A 19,461-nucleotide genomic window follows, 5' to 3' on the forward strand; every position below is an offset into this window, starting at 1 on the left:
CGGTGGAGGGGGCGGCTCATCGCGCGGCCGGCAGCGTCATGACCAGGGTGCCCTCCCAGCGGATCTGCGGCGGCTCGGAGGCCTTGTCGCGCGCGGCGGCCTGCGCCGCGCCGGTGCCCAGGGTCGGTGGCGGGGTGGCGGCGACCGCGCGCGTGAGGTGCGCTTCGCGCGGCACCGCGTGGGCATTGCCGCGCGCCTGCGCGAGCCATTGCGCGAGCGCATCGGCGGCGGTGGGGCGCAGCGTGACGGTGGCGACGTCGCCGGAGCCGCCGCCACCGGTCATCAGCTGGCCGCTGGCGCCGATGCCCTGGCGCACCGAGGTCTCGAGCGCGCGCAGCGCGTCGTCGCGCGCCAGCCGCGGTTGCGACTGCAGCGCCTTGGCGCGGTTCTGCAGGGTGGCCATCTGCTGCAGCTGCGCATCGAGCTTCGCGTGCTCGGCCGGCGCGGCCCAGAGCGTGCGCAGTGCAGGTGCGAGCGCGATCCACCACAGCAGGGCCAGCGCCACCAGCGAGACGGCGGCGATCACCATGCGGCGCTCGCGCATCGCGAGGACGGCCCAGCGGGCCTTGAGTTCTTCGGTGAATTTCATCGGGTGGCCTCGGCCTGTACCAGCAGCAGATCGCCTTCGGTGCGCACGCCGTAGCCGCGCGGCGCCATCGCGGACGTGAGCTGCGAGACCTCGGAGGGCTGCAGCCCGAGGCCGCGCAGCCGCAACTGGCCGGCCACGTAGTCGATGGCGCTCGGCACGCGGCCGAGCGGCAGGTTGCCGGCGAGCGCGCCGAGCATGGGTTCGAAGTCGCCGCTGGCCACGTCGCCCACGGCGAGCTGCAGCGCGGCGACTTCGCGCTGCATCTGCAGCGGCGCGTCGACCACCAGCTTGACGGTGGGGAAGGTCTGCGTGAGCACGCCCTTGACGGCTTCGCGCTTGGCCTCGAGCGCGCTGCGCTCCTTCCAGGCCCAGGCGTTGAGGCCGATCAGCTGCGTGAGCACCAGCACCACCGCGCCCCAGCGCGCGGCGCGCCATTCGGGCGCGTAGCGCAGGGTCTGAACCACGGAGGCGAATTTCTTGCCGGCGCGCGCGCGGCCCGTGACCGCGAGGTCGAACTGCGCGAGCTCCCAGCGCGAGCGCGCGGCCTGCAGCCAGCGCTGCGGCGCCTGCACGATCGGCACGCGCTGCTCGAGCAGCCGCTCGGCCGCCGCGGCCACGGCCGGTTCGGCCGAGATCACGGCGGTGTCGGCCGGCAGGCCGGCCGAGAGCGCCAGGCCGGCGCCCGCGAGCGGCAGCGAGACCACGCCGTCGGCGTCGCAGACCGTGAGTTGCGGGGCCTCGGGCTCGCCGGTGATCAGCAACTGCGGCGGGCCGTCGGCCGGCTGCGGCGCGAACTCGGGAACGATGCGGGTGACGCGCCGGCCGCTGGCCTCGAGCGCCTGCACCACCGAGCGCAGCCAGATGCGGTTGCAGGCCGCGACCCACACCGGATCGCCGGCGCGCGCCTCGGGTTCGAGCGCGAAGTGCAGCGCCTCGGGGTCGTCGAGCAGGTGTTCCTCGAGCAGGCCGTCGAGCACGGCGCGCAGCTTGGAGGCGCTGCCCATGCTGCCCTTGGGCAGCGTGACGCGGTGCCACGAGAGCGCGGTCGACGGCACGCCGAGCGTGACCTCGCTGCCCGAGGGCAGCAGCGCGAGCAGTGCGCGGCCATGGTCGCGCAGCACGATGCCGTCGTCGCCGGCCTGGGCCCAGTCGTACTCGCCCGCGGCGTCGGCCGGAGGCAGGGGAGCGATGAGCAGCAGCGGGGTCATGGGGGTGTGGGGAAAAGCCGGTGATTGTAGGTGGGCGTCTTACAAAGGCGCACTACGTTTTTCATAGCGTACCTGACAGATATGACGGGCGTTGGAAGGCTTTTATGCTCGGAAAAATGTAACGGACCTCAGGGTTTGACCGAGGTGTAGGTGGCGCCGGTGCCACGCGTGCGCCAGATGGTCTTGACGGTGACGCCGTCGCGCTGCAGCAGCGAACGCTCGTCGACCCAGGTGCGGTCGATGCGCAGGCGGCCATAGACCTCGAAGAATTGCGTGCCGACGCTGTGCTGCTCGGCGTTGAACAGGATGCCGTCGGGCAGGCCGGCATTGGCGGCCGCGATGTCCTTGAAGTACGAGCGCGTGCGCCGCTCCACGAGCTGGCGCGCATCGGCGATGGTGAGCCGGGGCAGGCTGGCGGCGAGGACTTCGGCACTGGCGGTGTTGACGTTGATCGGCGTGCGGATCGGCAGCACCGTGACGTAGGGCTCGAGCGCCGCCGCGGTCGAGGGCGAGAGGCCGAGCCACACGAGCTGCGACACCTCCTGCGGCATCAGCGGCGCGCTGGCGCCATCGTCGGCCGGCGCGCCGGCGGAGGCATCGGTGGTGGTGCCCAGCGTGCGCGCCAGCGAGGCGGTCATCGCATTGAGCTCCGCGCCCGGCAGGTTCAGCAGCCCGAACAGCTTGGTGAAGGCGGCGACCGCCGCCGGCACCGGCTTGTTCGCATTCACCAGCGTCAGCACGTTGAGCTTGGACTGCGCATCGACGATTCGGCCCGAGAGGAAGGCATCGGGCAGGCCCTCGAGCTGGTCGCTCGAGACGTTCTTGTCGGCCGCCAAGAAGCTGGTGAGCCGCGCTTCCTCGAGCGGCACGGCCCAGGGCTCGGCCAGGTTGTCGGAGCCGCCGGCGCGGCCGTCCTCGCGCAGGATCAGGCGCGACCAGTCGAGCGCGCCGACCAGCACCCAGGCCGCCTGCACGCGCGCGCGCTCGGCCGATTCGACCTCGGACGCGCGCCACTGCTGCCACAGCGCGGCGGCGGCGAAGGTGGCGACCAGCGTCACGGTGAGCATCGCGGCCAGCAGCGCGGCGCCGGCCTGTCGATGGCGATAGCGGTGGCGTGGCGTCATGAGCGTTGCGATCCCACGGTGGGCCGCACCCAGTCGCGCGTGAGCGTGCCCGAGAGGCCGTCGCCCGGCGGCAGGGTGAGCACCAGCCGCACGCCGTCGGGCATGCTGACGATCGAGCCGATCGGGGCCTGCGGATTGGCCGGCGTGGCCTGCAGCTCGCCCGCGGGCACCCAGACGTCGTTGCGGAAGTAGTAGAGCTGCCAGTTCTGCACCGGGATCAGCACCGTGTCGCTGAAGCCGTTGGGGCCGCCGTAGCTGCCCTGCGCACCGCCGTTCTCCTGCGCCCACGAGGCGGCCTGGGTCCAGGCCTGCTGCCAGGCGCCGCGCGTGCTGAAGGGCGGCGATTGCCAGCGGCGCCAGCGCACGCCGTCGGGGCCGGCGCGCAGCGTCCAGGCCACCACCAGCACGCTGGGGTTGGCGGCGTCGCCGCCGCTGCGCGTGAGGCGCAGCACGCGGCCGTCCCAGTCGATCGGGCGGGTCTGCGCGAGCGCGACCACCGCGTCGAGGTCGGCGCTCCATTGCGCCAGCGTGGTCTGCAGCGTGAGCACCGCGTCGGCGCGCAGCTGGTTCTGCGTGGTGGCGCGCGACATGCCGTCGAGCCCGCGCCAGCTGACCAGCGCGAGCAGCGCCATCACGGCGAGCGCGACCAGCAGCTCGATCAGCGTGAAGCCGCGCGCGGGCCGGGCGCGGAAAGGCGTGCGGTCCATCAGTAGCGCCCCACCACCGTCGACAGGCGCAGGATCGGCGCATCGACCGTGTCGCGCACCTGCACGTCGATGCGGTTGAAGTTGGGGTTCAGCGTGGGGGAGACAGTGGTCGTCACGTTGAAGCTCGTGCCGGCCTGGGCACAGATGGAGCCCGAAATGCCCACGCCCGGCATCTGGCGCGCGAGCCGGGCCTTGGCCAGTTCGTTCTCGGCGCACAGGTCGGCCAGCAGCAGGTCGGACTGGCGCTGCGCGTTGCGCGTGAGCGCCATCGTCGCCTCGGAGCCCGCGGCCAGCGCGAGCGCGACGATGCCGAGTGCGATCAGCACCTCGATCAGCGTGAAGCCGCGACGGCGCCGCGCGGCGGCCGCGGCGCGGGGGGCGCGCTGCCTCATGGATTGCTGACCGAGAAGGGACGCAGGCCGTCGGTCGCGATGCGCAGGGTGCGCGCGGGCGGGCCGTCGGAGGACAGCAGCACCTGCTGGGGCGCGATGATCGGATCGGGGCCGAGCAGCAGCGTCGCGACCGGAATGCCGTTGGCGAAGAAGGCCTGCGCCGTCATGCCCTGCGAGGCCCAGCCATTGGGCAGCGTGCCGGGCGGCAGGCCGTCGAACACGAAGCTGCCGCCCTCGACCAGGCGCCAGCGCACCGCGATGCCGCTGGCGCGCGACTGGGCGCGGGCCGATTCGAGCAGCGCGGCGAGGCGGTCGGCTTCGCGGTCGAGCCGGGCCTGGCCGCTGTCGCGCATCGCGAAGCTCACGCCGGCCGTCGCGATCGCGATGATCGCGATCACCACGATCAGTTCGATCAGCGTGAAGCCGGCAGCCTGGCGGCCGCCCCGGCTATTGCCAGCTGCCGATGTCGGCATTCTTGCCCTCGCCGCCGGCCTGGCCATCGGCGCCGAGCGAGAGCACGTCGATTTCGCCCTTGATGCCCGGGTTCATGTACTGGTAGGGATGACCCCAGGGGTCGTTCGGGAGCTTTTCGACGTAGGGCTTCCAGTTGGGCGCGGCCGGGCCGGTGGTCGGGCGCACCAGCAGCGCCTGCAGGCCCTGCTCGCCCGTGGGATAGCGCTGGTTGTCGAGGCGGTAGAGCTTGAGGGCCTGCATCAGGTTGTTGATGTCGGTCTTGGCCGCCGTCACACGGGCGTCATCGGCCCGTTCGATCACGTTCGGCACGATCAGCGCGGCCAGCACGCCGATGATGACGAGCACCACCATCAGCTCGATCAGCGTGAAGCCGCGCTGGGCGGAACGGGTGGCGGCGCGAAGGAGTTTGGTCATGGATTTCGGTGACATGGTTCGGAAAGCGCGCTGCATGATAATCCGCGGCCATGACAAGTCCCTATACCGCCGCGCGCTGGCATGCGCCCCTCGCAACCACAGGCCTGTGGGCGCTCGCGGCCGGCGCGGCCGTGTTCTGGGGGCTGCGGCTGGCTTCGCCGGTGCAGACCGTGGCGGCCGCGGCCGCCGCCGGCCGGCCCGCCGCGGCCGCCGACACCGACGCGGTGGCGCGGATCTTCGGCGTGCTGCCGGCCTCGAGCAATGCGCCGGTGGCGCCCGAGGCGGCCAGCCGCTTCGCGCTCGCGGGCGTGGTGGCCGACCCCTCGAGCCAGGGCGCGGCGCTGATCGCCGTCGACGGCAAGCCGCCCCGGCCCTTCCGCGTGGGGGCGCGCGTCGGCGAAGGCTATGTGCTGCAGTCGGTCGGGCTGCGCTCGGCGACGCTGGGCACGCGGATGGACGCGCCGGCCGCCTTCACCTTGCAACTGCCGGTGAAGGCGCCGATCAACGTGAGCGTGCCGCCGCCGATCGGCACGGCGCCCGTGATGCAGGCGCCGACGAATGTCGGGGGCCTGCCCGCGACCATGCCTGCGATGGCGCCCGCCGCCAGCGCGCTGCAGCCGGATGGCGGGGCGCCGATGCCGCAGCCCGGGCAGGGCGGGGCGACCGCGCAGTAGCCTTCGCGCCGTCGCGCGTTCGGCAGGAAGAAAAAAACCGGCATCGCGCCGGTTTTCTTTTTTTGGGTGAGGCGCCGCCGTGGCGCCTTCGGGCCTTCGGATCAGGCCTGGAGGAACAGGCGGTACGCGGGGTTCGCGGTTTCTTCCACGTAGGGATAGCCCAGCGTCTCGAGGAAGGCATCGAAGGCCTCGCCGTCGCCGGCGGGCACCTGCAGGCCGACCAGGATGCGGCCGTAATCCGCACCCTGGTTGCGGTAGTGGAACAGGCTGATGTTCCAGTTCGGCCGCATCAGGCTCAGGAACTTGAGCAGCGCGCCGGGGCGCTCGGGGAAGATGAAGCGCAGCAGTCGCTCGTCGTGCGCGAGGCCGGTGCGCCCGCCCACCAGGTGGCGCAGATGCTCCTTGGCGAGCTCGTCGTGCGTGAGGTCGAGCGCGTCGAAGCCGTGCTCGCCGAAGGCCTTGGCGATGACCGCCGATTCGCCGCGCGTCGAGGTCGTGAGGCCGACGAAGACATGGGCCTGCGCCGCGTCGCTGATGCGGTAGTTGAACTCGGTCACGTTGCGCAATCCGCCGCCCGGTGAGGCCGCGTTCGTGTCGGCGTCGCCGATCGGCATCTGGCCGACCAGCTCGCACAGCCGGCGGAAGCTGCCGCGCTCCTCGGGGATCGTGACCGCGAACAGCGCTTCGCGTTCCTCGCCGACTTCCGCGCGTTCGGCCACGAAGCGCAGGCGGTCGAAGTTCATGTTCGCGCCGCTGAGAATGGCCGCGTAGGTTTCGCCGTGGCGGCCATGTTGCGCGACGTACTGCTTGATCGCCGCCACCGCCAGCGCGCCCGAGGGCTCGACGATGCTGCGCGTGTCGACGAACACGTCCTTGATCGCGGCGCAGACCGCGTCGGTGTCGACCAGGACGTAGTCGTCGACGAGGTCGCTCGCGACGCGGAAGGTTTCCTCGCCCACCAGCTTGACCGCGGTGCCGTCGGCGAACAGGCCCACGTCGGTGAGCGTCACGCGCTCGCGCGCCGCGACCGATCGCATCATCGCGTCGGAGTCGTTCATCTGCACGCCGATCACCTTGATCTCGGGACGCACGGCCTTGATGTAGTTGGCCACGCCCGAGATGAGGCCGCCGCCGCCGATCGCGACGAAGACCGCATCGAGCCGGCCCTGGTGCTGCCGCAGGATCTCCATCGCGATCGTGCCCTGGCCCGCGATCACTTCGGGATCGTCGAAGGGATGGACGAAGGTCAGCTTCTGTTCGGCCTGCAGTTCGAGCGCACGCGTGTAGGCATCGGAATAGCTGTCGCCATGCAGCACGACCTCGCCGCCGAAGCCGCGCACCGCATCGATCTTGAGCTTGGGCGTGGTCACGGGCATCACCACCACCGCACGCGCGCCGAGCTTGCGCGCGCCGAGCGCCACGCCTTGCGCATGGTTGCCCGCCGATGCGCAGATCACGCCGTTCGCGAGTTGCTCGGCGCTCAGGTGCGCCATCTTGTTGTACGCCCCGCGCAATTTGAAGCTGAAGACGGGCTGCTGATCCTCGCGCTTGAGCAGCACGGTGTTGCCCAGACGCTCGCTGAGTGCGCGCGCTTTTTCGAGGGCCGATTCGACCGCCACGTCGTACACGCGGGCGTTGAGAATTTTTCGGAGATAGTCAGCAGGTGTCAGTGCCGACGGGGGTGCATGGCGCACGATTGTTCCTGGGGAGAATTTTGTTAACAACGAATGATAAGAGGCATCGGGATTGCATACGGGAGACGACATGGACACAAATGTCATAACTCTCTTTCCCAACGCGCCTGCCGCCAATGATTCCGTTTTTTTTGGACGCACCTATCCCGCAGTCCAACCGGCCGCCGAAAAGTTCAAAGACGGACAGAATCTGTTATCAATTTCTGTCAGTGATCTTTCCAAAAAGTTGATGCGCGCCGAGGCGGCGCGCGTTCAACGTGGGGAGATAGGACGGCCCACCTGGCAGGTGATGGGCAACAGATTGCGCGCGCATGTCCTTCCATTGCTGGGGGATTTGCCCGCGCAGGCCTTCACCACGCGCGATGCGCAGCGGCTCATCGATCGGCTCGGCGACGAGGGCTTCACGAGCACGACCATCGCGCAGTACCTCGTGCTGCTGCGCAAGGTCGTGATGCATGGCGTGCACATCGGCGTGCTGCGCGAAGCGCCGCTGTTTCCGAAGGTGAAGGTGCGCAGCCGGCCGCGCGGCAGCTTCAGCGTGGCCGAGTACCGCGCGCTGATCGCGACGGCGCGCAGGCTGCGCGGACGGTCGCATCCCGTGCTCGATGCACTCGCGCCCGGCGAACGCTTCTGGATCGCGCGCGAACTGCTGGTGATGCCCGACGAGATGCCGTGGCTGATCCGCTGGATGGTCAACACCTTCGTGCGGCCGAGCGACATCAAGCTCATGAAGCACAAGCACATCGAGGTCGTGCGCGCGAAGCATGTCTACCTGCGCATGAACCTGCCGGAGACGAAGCGCCACAGCCAGCCCATCGTGAGCCTGCAGCCCGCGGTGCGTGTCTACGAACGGTTGGTTGCCCATCGTGCGCGGCACGGCTTCGATGGCGCGGACGACTACATCTTCCTGCCGCAGCTCAAGAACCGCGAGCACGCGCTCGCGGTGCTCAACTTCCTCTTTCACTGGGTGCTCGAGGTCGAGGGCATCGAGAAGGGGCCGCTGGGGCAGGACCGCACGCTCTATTGCCTGCGCCATACCGCCATCACGTTGCGTTTGCTGTATGGCCAGGGGATCGACATGCTGACCCTGGCGCGCAATGCACGCACGAGCGTCAACATGGTCGAGCGCTTCTATGCGTCGGTGCTCAATGGGGAGATGAATGTGGGGCTGCTGCAAAGCCGTCGGGGGCGCACGGTGTAAGAGGGCTGCAATGAACGCGCCGGTCCTCGAGGCTCGAGGCCGGTGCCGCAGGCGCGGGAAGGGTGGGTTCGGGAAGAGGAAGAGCGTCGACGGAACGCTCGGCACATACGACCAAAAAGCCGCCCGGCGCGAACCGGGCGGCTTGGCATGAGAAGGATTCGATCTGGCGAGAGCCAGCATCGGAATCGGCTTCTTTCAGGTCAGCTTAGAACGCGTGGCGGATGCCGATGTCGTAGCCGGTGGCCGTGCGCGGAGCCCAGCCGATGTTCTTGGTGGCATCCAGGTAAGCCGGGGAACCGCCCGCGGTTGCGCCCATCACGCCGGGGTTGTTCTGGCCGTCCTTGATGCGGATGCGAGCCACCGTGGCGTACAGCGCCGTGCGCTTCGACAGGTTGTGCACGTAGCCGATCGCGAGCTTGTTCGCCGAAGCATCGCGGTTGCCGCCGAAGAGCGCTTCCGTGACGCTGAGCGGTGCGCCGTTCTTGAACTTGACGGTCGAGTACGAAGCGCGAATCAGGCCCGGGCCGACCGGCACCGTCACGCCCAGCAGGTAGCCGTTGTACTTGTCGCTCTGCGAGGTGGTGGCGAAGTAGGGGACCGACTGCAGCGTGAGGGGATTCACGAAGCTCGAGCTCGCGCCCGTTTCGTTCTTGTCCTTCACGCGGGACATCTCGCCGAAGAGCTTGACCGGACCGAAGTCGTACGAAGCGCCGAGGTTGAAGGTGCTGATCTTGCGATCCTGCGAGCCGGTGATGAGCGACAGGTTGCTGAGGGTCACGCTGTCGGCCGCGGTGCTCTGCCCATAGGCGGCAGCCACGTCGATCGGGCCGTTGGCGTAGCCGAAGCGACCACCGACGTAGCGACCCTTGGTCGACGGGCTTTCGGGCAGGCCGCTCGACTTCACGTTCTCGTGCAGTGCGTACTGGACCTGGCCGTAGAAGCCGCCCAGGTTCGGGGGCAGGAAGTAGCCGATGCTGTTGCTGGCGCGGTAGTAGTTGTCGGTCTTGCTCACGGGAGAACCCGGGCCGACGGCCGTCGACAGGTTGCTGTTGATCGTGGCGAAGAGGTTGGTGCCAACGCCATTGGTGCCGAACGGATCGAACACGGTGTCGTTCCAGAACGTGGGGGTGTAGTCGCGGCCGAGGCGGACTTCACCGAAGCCACCCGACAGGCTCACCGTCGAACGGCGGCTGAAATCGGAGATGCCCTTGGCGCCATCATCGTTGCTGATGGGAGCCTCGAGCCAGAAGCTGGCGGCCAGGCCGCCGCCGAGGTCCTCGGTGCCGCGAAAGCCGATGCGGCTGGAGTTGTAGCCCGAGTTCGTCAGCGCCGTCTGGCTTTGCTTCACCCCCGTCGGGGCCACCAGGAAGGGGTTGGGGAGTGCGCTGTAGTAGGTGCTCTTCGTCGAATAGTTGCTGATTGCGGCATCGACCACACCGAACAACGTGACGGAAGACTGGGCCGAGGCAACACCGGCAACAGCCAGGGCAGCCAGAGCAGCTGCCCTTCGAGGCGGTTGGCTAGAGTGGCCGGCCTCGGATGACTAGAGTGGCCGGCGCCGCCAAGAAAAAAGCCCCAAGCCTTGCGGCTCGGGGCTAAATCCACCAATTGGAAGGGTGGAGGAGACAACTTGCACGCACCGGGGTGCGCAATGAAATAAAGTATATCGGTTGTTTGTTGCGATGCAACAAGCGAGTGATGCTTTTCCCACACAGATAACGATGTCGGGTGTGATTTTTGCCAGACATCCGGAACCGGAGTTCAGAAAAAGATGGAATGCACTGTAAGTTGGACCGGCAATGCGGGTGCGCGCTCGTCCATGGGATTCGTGGCCGAGACGGGCAGTGGCCACGTCCTGATGATGGACGGTGCGCCCGACGCGGCGAAACCCGAGAACGGCGGCCAGAACCTGGCGGCGCGCCCCATGGAAACGGTGCTGGCCGGCACCGGCGGCTGCACGGCCTACGACGTGGTGCTGATCCTCAAGCGCGGCCGCCACCAGGTCGAGCGCTGCAGCGTCAAGCTGACCAGCGAGCGGGCCGAGAAGGATCCCAAGGTGTTTACCAAGATCCACATGCACTTCACGGTGGCCGGCAAGGGAATTCCGGCCTCCGCGGTGGAGCGAGCGATCGCTCTCAGCCATGAGACCTACTGCTCCGCCAGCATCATGCTGGCCAAGACCGCCGAGATCACGACCAGCTTCGATCTGATCGAAGCCTGATCCTTCCCGGGGTCAGATCCGGTGCGCCACGGTCGTCATCACCCGTGAGGCGACGCGCATCAGGGCCTTGGCGGGCGGTGGCAGCTCCGCGGCACCCGCCGCCACGGCATTCTCGGCATGCCGGGCCTCGTCGGCCTTCATCTGTTCGACCACGGCGCGCGAGGCGCTGTCCGCTGCCGGCAGCCGGTCCAGGTGACTGTCGAGGTGCGCCTCGACCTGGCGCTCGGTTTCCGCCACGAAGCCCAGGCTCAGCGGGTCACCGAGCCGTCCGGCGACCAGTCCCAGGCCGAAGGCACCCGCGTACCAGAGCGGATTGAGTACCGAAGGCCGCGCGCCGAGCGCGTCCAGGCGCTCGCGCGTCCAGGCCAGGTGGTCCGTTTCCTCGTGTGCCGCCTCGAGCAACTGCGCGCGCAGCACGGGGTCGCGCGCCACAGCGGCCTGCGCCGTATAGAGCGCCTGCGCGCAGACTTCCCCGACATGGTTGACGCGCATCAGCGCACCGGCTTCCCGTCGCTCCACATCGCTCAATTCCCCCGGCGCCTGGCTCGAGACGGGGGTGGCGCGGGTGGCATGCGGACGGGCGAAGAGCGTCCGGAGCGCGGAATCGGCGGCGGTCAGCAGGGGGTCGAGCGAAGTCGTCATGAAGGGATTGGAACGCAACTTGCCAAAGCACCGATTCTGGTGAGTTTGTTTCATATCGTGAGATCAAAAGACCCTAAGCCCTCTGTTGCATCACTGCAACGAAACGCGGCGGGGGTAGGAGATTTCGGCTGAATTGTTTTGCCCTGCCGCAGCGGCTCTGGTGCAATAGCGACAACTTCCCAAAAGGAGGTTGGCCCGGGGTCCGGTGGGAGCACAGAAGTGCCAGTCACGGTGAGCCCTTCGCGCCGGAGCCCTATGTTTAACCTTGGAGAAACTTGCAATGAAAAAATCTCTAGTTGCTCTGGCTGCCCTGGCTGTTGCCGGTGTTGCCTCGGCTCAATCGTCCGTGACGCTGTTCGGCGTGGTTGACGCTGCAGTCAGCGGCTATTCGACCAAGAGCAATCTGATCGTCGCCAACCCGTTCGCGATCCCCCCGTTCGGCGTTCCCGGCTCGCTGAAGCGCAGCCAGACCGCCCTGTCGAACTCGGGCTACAACTCCAGCCGCATCGGCTTCCGTGGTACGGAAGACCTCGGTGGTGGCCTGGCAGCCAGCTTCTGGCTCGAAGCCCCGATCACGAACGACGACGGCAAGGGTGGTATCTCCAACTTCGCTCGCCGCTCGACCGTGAGCCTGTCGGGTGGTTTCGGTGAAATTCGTCTGGGTCGTGACTACACCGCCACGTTCTGGAACGACACCGTGTTCGACCCCTTCGGCACCAACGGCGTGGGCTCCAGCGCGATCTTCCGTACCAACGTGAACCTGGCTTCGGTCCACGGTGGCGCACCGAACGGTGCAGCCGGCTCGGACAGCTATGTCCGTACCAGCAACGCGATCGCCTACTTCCTGCCCCCGAACCTGGGCGGTTTCTACGGTCAGTTCCAGTACGCTCTGCATGAGAACGTCAAGTCGGACGAAGTCCTGAACAGCCCGAGCAAGCGCGGTCGTTACGTCGGCGGCCGCTTCGGCTACGCCAACGGTCCCCTGGACGTCGCTGCTGCCTACGGCATCGACACCAAGGACGGCGCTCCTCTGCCTGGCCTGGCTTCGGGCTACTCGAAGGACCAGCTGAAGACCTTCAACCTGGGCGCTTCGTACGACTTCGGTCCGGTCAAGCTGTTCGGCGAAATCTCGCAAGTCAAGGATGCGTATGACCGCAGCCAGTCGCTGACGCTGCTGGGCCTGCCGTTCATCTACACCCAAGGCCTGTCGGACAAGTACAACGGCGTTCTGCTCGGCGCGACGGTCCCCGTCGGTCCTGGCCTGATCCGCGCTTCGTACTCGCAAGTCAAGTTCAAGCCTGACAGCGCTCTGGTTCCGCTGAACTTCTACAACGACGGCAGCGCTCGCGCCAGCCAGTTCGCTGTGGGCTACGTGCACAACCTGTCGAAGCGTACGGCTCTGTACGCTACGCTGTCGCGCATCAGCATCAAGAACGGTCAGAACAACAGCATCATGGGCATCACCACCGGTGGCTCGCCTGGCTACGGCACGATCGCTGGCCAAACGTACGCTCCCAAGAGCGCTACCGGCTACGACTTCGGTATCCGTCACGCTTTCTAATTTGACGCTGGCGCAAGCCAGCTTCGAATCGAAAGATCAAGAAGCCGCTCGACGCAAGTCGAGCGGCTTTTTTTCATGGGCTTTCCATCGGCATTGGGCCCGTCGAGTTACCCTCGCGCCGCTCTCGAAAGAGTACGCGCACCAAGCGCGTGCACCCCGGGGGAACCCCCGTGCGGGCACGCAGTTTGCACTGCTAGCATGCCTGCTCTTTTTCAGAACTGAATGATTGCCTTCGTACTGCGCCGCCTGATCCAGGCCGTGATCGTGATGGTCGCGGTCGCGTTCATTGCCTTCCTTCTCTTCCAATACGTGGGTGACCCGGTCGTGTTCCTGCTGGGCCAGGACGCCCGACCCGAGCAGATCCGCGAAATGCGCTCCGCGCTGGGGCTCGACCGTCCCTTCTTCGTGCAGTTCTGGCATTTCCTGGTGAATGCCGCGCAGGGCGAATTCGGCCTGAGCCTGCGTCAGGGCGCCAAGGTCTCGCGCCTGATCGGCGAGCGCTTCCCGGCCACGCTCGAGCTGGCCCTGGTTGCCGCGCTGCTCGCGTTGCTGGTCGGCATCCCGATGGGCGTGTACACCGCGCTGCGCCGCGGTACCTTCATGAGCCAGGTCTTCATGACCGTCTCGCTGCTTGGCGTGTCGCTGCCCACCTTCCTGATCGGCATCCTGCTGATCCTGGTCTTCGCCGTCACGCTCGGCTGGTTCCCGAGCTTCGGCCGCGGCGACACCGTGCAGCTCGGCTGGTGGTCCACCGGCCTGCTCAAGTCCGACGGCTGGATGCACATCGTGCTGCCGGCGATCACGCTCGCGATCTTCCAGCTCACGCTGATCATGCGGCTGGTGCGCGCCGAGATGCTCGAGGTGCTGCGCACCGACTACATCAAGTTCGCGCGCGCACGCGGCCTGTCGAACCGGGCCATCCATTTCGGCCACGCGCTCAAGAACACGCTGGTGCCCGTGATGACCATCACCGGCCTGCAGCTCGGCGGCCTCATCGCCTTCGCGATCATCACCGAGTCGGTGTTCCAGTGGCCCGGCATGGGCCTGCTGTTCATCCAGGCCGTGACCTTCGCCGACATCCCCGTGATGGCCGCCTACCTGTGCCTGATCGCGCTGATCTTCGTCACCATCAACCTCATCGTGGACCTGCTGTATTTCGTGGTCGATCCGCGGCTGCGCATCGGCAAGGCGGGAGGACACTGACATGAGCGCCACCTCGAAGACGAGCGCAACGCGACCCGCACCCGCGCCGCCTCCCGCGCCCGCCGCGCGCCTGCAGGCCAACGGCCGCGCCTTCGCCCACATCGCGAGCTTCTATCCCGAGATCGAGGCCTTCCGGCGCGACCTGCACGCGCATCCCGAACTCGGCTTCGAGGAGGTCTACACCTCGGGCCGCGTGCGCGAGGCGCTGCGCGCCTGCGGTGTCGACGAGATCCACGAGGGCATCGGCAAGACCGGCCTGGTCGGCGTGATCCGCGGCCGCTCCACCGCCAGCGGCCGCATGATCGGCCTGCGCGCCGACATGGATGCGCTGCCGATGCGCGAGGACAACGACTTCGGCTGGCGCTCCGCCACCGAGGGCCTGATGCACGGCTGCGGCCACGACGGCCACACGGCCATGCTCGTGGGCGCGGCACGCTACCTCGCCGAAACGCGCAACTTCGACGGCACCGCGGTACTGATCTTCCAGCCCGGCGAAGAAGGCTACGCCGGTGCGCGCGTGATGATCGAGGACGGCCTGTTCGACCGCTTCCCGGTGCAGTCGGTCTATGCCATGCACAACTGGCCCGCGATGCCGGCCGGCACGGTCGGCATCAACCGCGGCGCGATGATGGCCGCGGCCGACCGCATCACGATCGAGATCAAGGGCAAGGGCGGCCATGGCGCGCATGCCTACCTCACGGTCGATCCGGTGATCGCCGCCGCCCACATCATCACGGCCGCGCAGACCATCGTGTCGCGCAACGTGCGGCCCATCGACGCCGCCGTCGTCAGCATCTGCGCGATGCAGGCCGGCGACCTCGGCGCGATGAGCGTGGTGCCCGGCGAGGCCACGCTGGTCGGCACCGTGCGCACCTTCAGCGCGCGCGTGCAGGCGCAGGTCGAGCAGCGCCTGGGCGAGCTGTGCACTTCGATCGCCGCGGGCTTCGGTGCCACCGCCAGCATCAAGTACGAGCGCATCTACCCGGCCACCATCAACACCACGCCCGAGGCCATGTTCGCGGCCGACGTGGCCGAGTCGCTGGTCGGCGCCTCCAACGTCGACCGCAACATGGAGCCCAGCATGGGCGCCGAGGACTTCTCCTTCATGCTGCAGAAGAAGGCCGGCGCCTACCTGCGCATCGGCCAGGACGCGCGCCGCGGCGCCTTCCTGCACAACAGCCGCTACGATTTCAACGATGAGATCCTGCCGCTCGGCGCCGCGTTGCACGCCGGCCTGATCGAGCAGGGCATGCCGCTCGCCGCGACCCGCGGCGGGCAGCCGGAGAGAGCTGCCGCCACCGCGGCGCCTTGATTGTTTTGATCCCAACCCGAGGAGTGTTTCCCATGAGTCTCAGAAGAAATGTGGCCGCGGCCGCGGTCGTGTGCGCCCTGGGCGCCGTCAGCATGGTCGCCGGCGCGCAGACCATCCGCATCGCCAACCAGGGCGACGCGCTGTCGCTCGATCCGCACTCGCTCAACGAATCGCTGCAGCTCAGCGTGACGGCGAACGTCTACGAAACCCTCGTGGGCCGCAACAAGGACCTGAGCCTCGCGCCGCTCCTGGCCACCAGCTGGAAACAGACCTCGCCCGATGTCTGGCGCTTCGAGCTGCGCAAGGGCGTGGTGTTCCACGACGGCACGCCGTTCACCGCCGACGACGTGGTGTTCAGCTTCGCGCGCGCGCAGGGCGACGGCTCCGACATGAAGGCCACGCTCAGCGAGATCAAGGCCGTGCGCAAGGTCGGCGAGCTCGCCGTCGAGATCGAGACCAACGGCCCGTTCCCGATCCTGCCCGACGTGATCTCGCTGACGATGATCATGAGCAAGAAGTGGTGCGAGGAGAACCAGGCCACCAAGCCGGTCGACCGCCGCAAGGGCATCGAGAACACCGCCTCGTTCAAGGCCAACGGCACCGGCCCGTTCCGCGTGCGCGAACGCCAGCCGAACGTGCGTACCGTGTTCACGCGCAACGGCACCTACTGGGGCAAGATCGAAGGCAACGCGCAGGAGATCGTCTTCACGCCGATCGCCAACCCCGCCACCCGCGTGGCCGCGCTGGTCTCGGGCGAGGTCGACGTGATGGAGCCGGTGCCCGTGCAGGACATCGCACGCATCAACGCCGCGCCCAACGCGCGCGTCATCACCGGCCCCGAGCTGCGCACCATCTTCCTGGGCATGGACCAGAAGCGCGACGAGCTGCAGTACTCGAACATCAAGGGCAAGAACCCGTTCAAGGACAAGCGCGTTCGCCAGGCCTTCTACCAGGCCATCGACATCGCCGGCATCCAGCGCACCGTGATGCGCGGCGCCTCGCGGCCCACCGGCCTGCTGGTCGGCCCCGGCATCAACGGCTGGACCGCCGAGCAGGACAAGCGCCTGCCCTTCGACGTCGAGGCCGCCAAGAAGCTGCTGACCGAGGCCGGCTATCCGAACGGCTTCGAGGTCTCGCTCAACTGCCCGAACGACCGCTACGTCAACGACGGCCAGATCTGCCAGAGCGTGGCCGCCAACCTCGCGAAGATCGGCGTCAAGATCAACCTCGTGGCCGAGACCAAGGGCACCTACTTCCCGAAGATCCTGCGCCGCGACACCAGCTTCTACATGCTGGGCTGGACCCCGACCACCTACGACTCGCACAACGCGCTGAGCTCGCTGACCTCCTGCCCCGACGACAAGGGCACGGGCCAGTTCAACCTGGGCGCCTATTGCAATCCCAAGCTCGACGAGGTCACGAAGAAGATCCAGTCCGAGAGCGACAAGGCCAAGCGCAACGAGCTGATCAAGGAAGCCTTCAAGATCCATGCGGACGACGTCGGCACGCTGCCGCTGCATCAGCAGTCGCTGGCCTGGGGCGTGAGCAAGAAGGTCGAGCTGGTGCAACTGGCCGATAACTTCATGTATTTCAAGTGGATGAGCGTCAAGCCCTGATGGGGCCCTTCGCTGCTCTTGCGGCCTGACCATGGGCCCGCTTCTTGCGGGCCCATTCCTTTTGCTTCCACGATGAAAAAAACCATAGCCCGCTGGTTCGACAGCGATGTCGGCTACAGCTTCCGCACCTCGCCGGTGGCGATCGTCGCGGCGCTGATCGCGCTGACCTGCCTGTTCTGCGCGGCCTTCGCCGGCTGGGTGTCGCCGCACAACCCCTTCGATCTCGCATCGCTCGAACTCGGCGATGCGCGCCTGCCGCCGGCCTGGACCACCGACGGTTCGGCCAAATACCTGCTGGGCACCGACGACCAGGGCCGCGACATCCTCTCGGCCGTGATCTATGGCGCACGCATCTCGCTGATCGTCGGCGTGGTGTCGGTGGTGCTGTCGGTCTTCGTCGGCGTCGTGCTGGGCCTCTTGGCCGGCTTCTTCGGCGGCTGGCTCGACACCTTCCTCATGCGCCTGTGCGACGTGATGCTGTCGTTCCCGCCGATCCTGGTCGCGCTGCTGATCGCCGGCGTGGGCCGCGCGCTGTTCCCGCATGCCAACGACTCGCTGGCCTTCGGCGTGCTCATCATCTCCATCTCGCTGACCGGCTGGGTGCAGTACGCGCGCACCGTGCGCGGCTCCACGCTGGTGGAGCGCAGCAAGGAGTACGTGCAGGCCGCGCGCGTCACCGGCGTCGCGCCGATCCGCATCATGCTGCGCCACGTACTGCCCAACGTGCTCGGGCCGGTGATGGTGCTGGCCACGATCCAGGTCGCGACCGCGATCATCACCGAGGCCACGCTGTCCTTCCTCGGCGTCGGCGTGCCGCCGACCTCGCCCTCGCTGGGCACGCTCATCAGCATCGGCAACCAGTACCTGTTCTCGGGCGAATGGTGGATCACCGTGTTCCCCGGCGCGATGCTGGTGCTGATCGCACTCAGCGTGAACCTGCTGGGCGACTGGCTGCGCGATGCGCTCAACCCGCGGCTGCGCTGAAGAAGCGGGAGACACGCCATGACACTGCTCCAGGTCAAGAACCTCGTCGTCGAATTTCCGAACCGCCGCGGCACGCTGCGCGCGCTCGACGACATCTCCTTCGACATCGCGCCCGGCGAGATCCTCGGCGTGGTCGGCGAATCGGGTGCCGGCAAGTCGCTCACCGGCGCCTCGATCATCGGCCTGCTCGAGCCGCCGGGCCGCGTGGCCGGCGGCCAGATCCTGCTCGAGGGCCAGCGCATCGACAACCTCGGCTTCGATGCCATGCGGCCGATCCGCGGCCGCAAGATCGGCGCGATCTTTCAGGACCCGCTGACCTCGCTGAACCCGCTCTACACGGTGGGCCGGCAGCTCATCGAAACCATCCGCACCCACCTGCCCGTGACCGAATCGGAAGCGCGCAAGCGCGCCATCGGCCTGCTGCAGGACACCGGCATTCCCGCCGCCGAGCAGCGCATCGACCATTTCCCGCACCAGTTCTCGGGCGGCATGCGCCAGCGCGTGGTGATCGCGCTCGCGCTCGCGGCCGAGCCCAAGCTGATCGTGGCCGACGAGCCGACCACCGCGCTCGACGTGTCGATCCAGGCGCAGATCATCCAGTTGCTCAAGCGCATCTGCAAGGACCGCGGCGCGGCCGTGATGCTGATCACGCACGACATGGGCGTGATCGCCGAGACCTGCGACCGCGTGGCCGTGATGTATGCGGGCCGCATCGCCGAGATCGGCCCGGTGCACGAGGTCATCCACCAGGCGGCGCATCCCTACACCGCGGGCCTGATGGCTTCGATTCCCGACATGGCGAGCGACCGCGAGCGCCTGAACCAGATCGACGGCGCGATGCCGCGGCTCAATGCGATCCCCAAGGGCTGCGCCTACAACCCGCGCTGCCCGCGCACCTTCGCGCGCTGCCTCGAGGAGCGGCCAGAACTGATGCACGCGGGCGCCACGCGTGCCGCCTGCTGGCTGCACGACGCGACCGATCCGCACACCGGCCAGGCCGAGATCGCGGCGAAGCATCACGACGCGCTCGCGGCCGGCGAACGCGCCACGCCCGAGGCGGCCGAACCGATCGTGGAGGTGACGCGATGAGCGCCGTGATCGAACCCGGCAAGGCCACCGGCGGCGAGCCGCTCGTGGTGGCCCACGACCTCGCACGCACCTTCGACGTCTCGCCGCCCTGGCTCAACCGCGTGCTCGAGCGCAAGCCGCGCGTGCTGCTGCATGCGGTCGATGGCGTGAGCTTCTCGATCGAGCGCGGCAAGACGCTCGCGCTGGTCGGCGAATCGGGCTGCGGCAAGAGCACGGTCGCGCGCCTGCTCGTGGGCCTGTACGCGCCCACGCGCGGCGGGCTGCAGTTCGACGGCCAGGACGCGCACGCGGCCTTCAAGACCGCCGAGGGCCGCAAGCTGCGCCGCCGCATCCAGATGATCTTCCAGGACCCCTAC

The 19,461-nt window shown here is 68.0% G+C and carries 20 protein-coding genes; 10 read left to right on the plus strand and 10 right to left on the minus strand.

Annotation, left to right across the window (positions count from 1 at the left end; genetic code table 11):
- Positions 1–16 precede the first annotated feature (16 nt).
- From gspM to gspG, 7 genes are all read right to left on the minus strand, one after another.
- On the minus strand, positions 17–589 hold the full coding sequence (gene gspM, locus BM109_RS38980; protein WP_093355449.1) for a type II secretion system protein GspM: 573 nt from the start codon (positions 587–589) through the stop codon (positions 17–19).
- Complete coding sequence (gspL, locus tag BM109_RS38985) at positions 586–1,797, minus strand: type II secretion system protein GspL (protein ID WP_093355451.1); 1,212 nt, start codon at positions 1,795–1,797, stop codon at positions 586–588. The genes gspM and gspL overlap by 4 nt, the downstream gene beginning before the upstream one ends.
- A gap of 128 nt (positions 1,798–1,925) precedes the next feature.
- On the minus strand, positions 1,926–2,921 hold the full coding sequence (gene gspK / locus BM109_RS38990; RefSeq protein ID WP_093355453.1) for a type II secretion system minor pseudopilin GspK: 996 nt from the start codon (positions 2,919–2,921) through the stop codon (positions 1,926–1,928).
- Positions 2,918–3,628 (minus strand): PulJ/GspJ family protein, encoded by a 711-nt coding sequence (locus BM109_RS38995; protein WP_093355455.1) that lies wholly within the window; start codon positions 3,626–3,628, stop codon positions 2,918–2,920. Before BM109_RS38995 ends, gspK begins: the two co-directional genes overlap by 4 nt.
- Positions 3,628–4,020 (minus strand): type II secretion system minor pseudopilin GspI, encoded by a 393-nt coding sequence (gspI, locus tag BM109_RS39000; protein ID WP_093355458.1) that lies wholly within the window; start codon positions 4,018–4,020, stop codon positions 3,628–3,630. The genes BM109_RS38995 and gspI overlap by 1 nt, the downstream gene beginning before the upstream one ends.
- On the minus strand, positions 4,017–4,493 hold the full coding sequence (locus BM109_RS39005; protein WP_093355460.1) for a prepilin-type N-terminal cleavage/methylation domain-containing protein: 477 nt from the start codon (positions 4,491–4,493) through the stop codon (positions 4,017–4,019). Before BM109_RS39005 ends, gspI begins: the two co-directional genes overlap by 4 nt.
- Entirely contained in the window at positions 4,468–4,908 is a 441-nt protein-coding gene (gspG, locus tag BM109_RS39010) for a type II secretion system major pseudopilin GspG (protein ID WP_093355462.1), read from the minus strand. Before gspG ends, BM109_RS39005 begins: the two co-directional genes overlap by 26 nt.
- 50 nt (positions 4,909–4,958) lie before the next feature.
- Between gspG and BM109_RS39015 the strand changes: the two genes are divergently transcribed.
- Positions 4,959–5,582 (plus strand): type II secretion system protein N, encoded by a 624-nt coding sequence (locus BM109_RS39015; protein ID WP_093355464.1) that lies wholly within the window; start codon positions 4,959–4,961, stop codon positions 5,580–5,582.
- A gap of 101 nt (positions 5,583–5,683) precedes the next feature.
- Here the strand turns inward: BM109_RS39015 and ilvA are convergent, their stop codons facing one another.
- A complete protein-coding gene (gene ilvA / locus BM109_RS39020; protein ID WP_093355467.1) occupies positions 5,684–7,276 on the minus strand; it encodes a threonine ammonia-lyase, biosynthetic in 1,593 nt (530 codons plus the stop codon).
- Between the two features lie 70 nt (positions 7,277–7,346).
- On the opposite strand from ilvA, the gene BM109_RS39025 reads away from it, so the two are divergent.
- The gene (locus BM109_RS39025; protein ID WP_093355470.1) at positions 7,347–8,477 is read left to right on the plus strand and encodes a hypothetical protein; all 1,131 of its coding nucleotides are present in this window, start codon (positions 7,347–7,349) and stop codon (positions 8,475–8,477) included.
- A 205-nt stretch (positions 8,478–8,682) separates the two neighbouring features.
- Here BM109_RS39025 and BM109_RS39030 read toward each other — a convergent pair whose 3' ends face one another.
- Positions 8,683–9,972 carry a porin gene (locus BM109_RS39030; protein ID WP_093355473.1) on the minus strand — a complete coding sequence of 430 codons (1,290 nt, stop codon included), beginning with the start codon at positions 9,970–9,972 and terminating at the stop codon, positions 8,683–8,685.
- Between the two features lie 276 nt (positions 9,973–10,248).
- Here BM109_RS39030 and BM109_RS39035 point away from each other — a divergent pair, with 276 nt between their 5' ends.
- On the plus strand, positions 10,249–10,698 hold the full coding sequence (locus tag BM109_RS39035; RefSeq protein WP_057594099.1) for an OsmC family protein: 450 nt from the start codon (positions 10,249–10,251) through the stop codon (positions 10,696–10,698).
- 12 nt (positions 10,699–10,710) lie between these two features.
- Here the strand turns inward: BM109_RS39035 and coq7 are convergent, their stop codons facing one another.
- A complete protein-coding gene (coq7, locus tag BM109_RS39040; protein ID WP_093355475.1) occupies positions 10,711–11,340 on the minus strand; it encodes a 2-polyprenyl-3-methyl-6-methoxy-1,4-benzoquinone monooxygenase in 630 nt (209 codons plus the stop codon).
- 280 nt (positions 11,341–11,620) lie between these two features.
- Here coq7 and BM109_RS39045 point away from each other — a divergent pair, with 280 nt between their 5' ends.
- The 7 genes from BM109_RS39045 to BM109_RS39075 form a co-directional block, all read left to right on the plus strand.
- On the plus strand, positions 11,621–12,901 hold the full coding sequence (locus BM109_RS39045) for a porin (protein ID WP_093355478.1): 1,281 nt from the start codon (positions 11,621–11,623) through the stop codon (positions 12,899–12,901).
- Positions 12,902–13,123: 222 nt separating this feature from the next.
- Positions 13,124–14,104: an ABC transporter permease gene (locus tag BM109_RS39050; protein ID WP_093355481.1), complete on the plus strand. Its 981-nt coding sequence runs from the start codon at positions 13,124–13,126 to the stop codon at positions 14,102–14,104.
- A gap of 1 nt (position 14,105) precedes the next feature.
- Positions 14,106–15,416: a M20 aminoacylase family protein gene (locus BM109_RS39055; protein ID WP_256223084.1), complete on the plus strand. Its 1,311-nt coding sequence runs from the start codon at positions 14,106–14,108 to the stop codon at positions 15,414–15,416.
- A 32-nt stretch (positions 15,417–15,448) separates the two neighbouring features.
- Positions 15,449–17,032 (plus strand): ABC transporter substrate-binding protein, encoded by a 1,584-nt coding sequence (locus tag BM109_RS39060; protein WP_093355484.1) that lies wholly within the window; start codon positions 15,449–15,451, stop codon positions 17,030–17,032.
- 72 nt (positions 17,033–17,104) lie between these two features.
- Positions 17,105–18,016: an ABC transporter permease gene (locus tag BM109_RS39065; RefSeq protein WP_093355487.1), complete on the plus strand. Its 912-nt coding sequence runs from the start codon at positions 17,105–17,107 to the stop codon at positions 18,014–18,016.
- An 18-nt stretch (positions 18,017–18,034) separates the two neighbouring features.
- Entirely contained in the window at positions 18,035–19,105 is a 1,071-nt protein-coding gene (locus tag BM109_RS39070) for an ABC transporter ATP-binding protein (RefSeq protein WP_093355490.1), read from the plus strand.
- A partial coding sequence (locus tag BM109_RS39075) for an ATP-binding cassette domain-containing protein (RefSeq protein ID WP_143129338.1) occupies positions 19,102–19,461 on the plus strand: 360 nt, incomplete at its 3' end. The genes BM109_RS39070 and BM109_RS39075, both read left to right, overlap by 4 nt.

The sequence above is a fragment of the Variovorax sp. PDC80 genome (genome assembly GCF_900115375.1).
Classification (GTDB): Bacteria; Pseudomonadota; Gammaproteobacteria; order Burkholderiales; family Burkholderiaceae_C; genus Variovorax.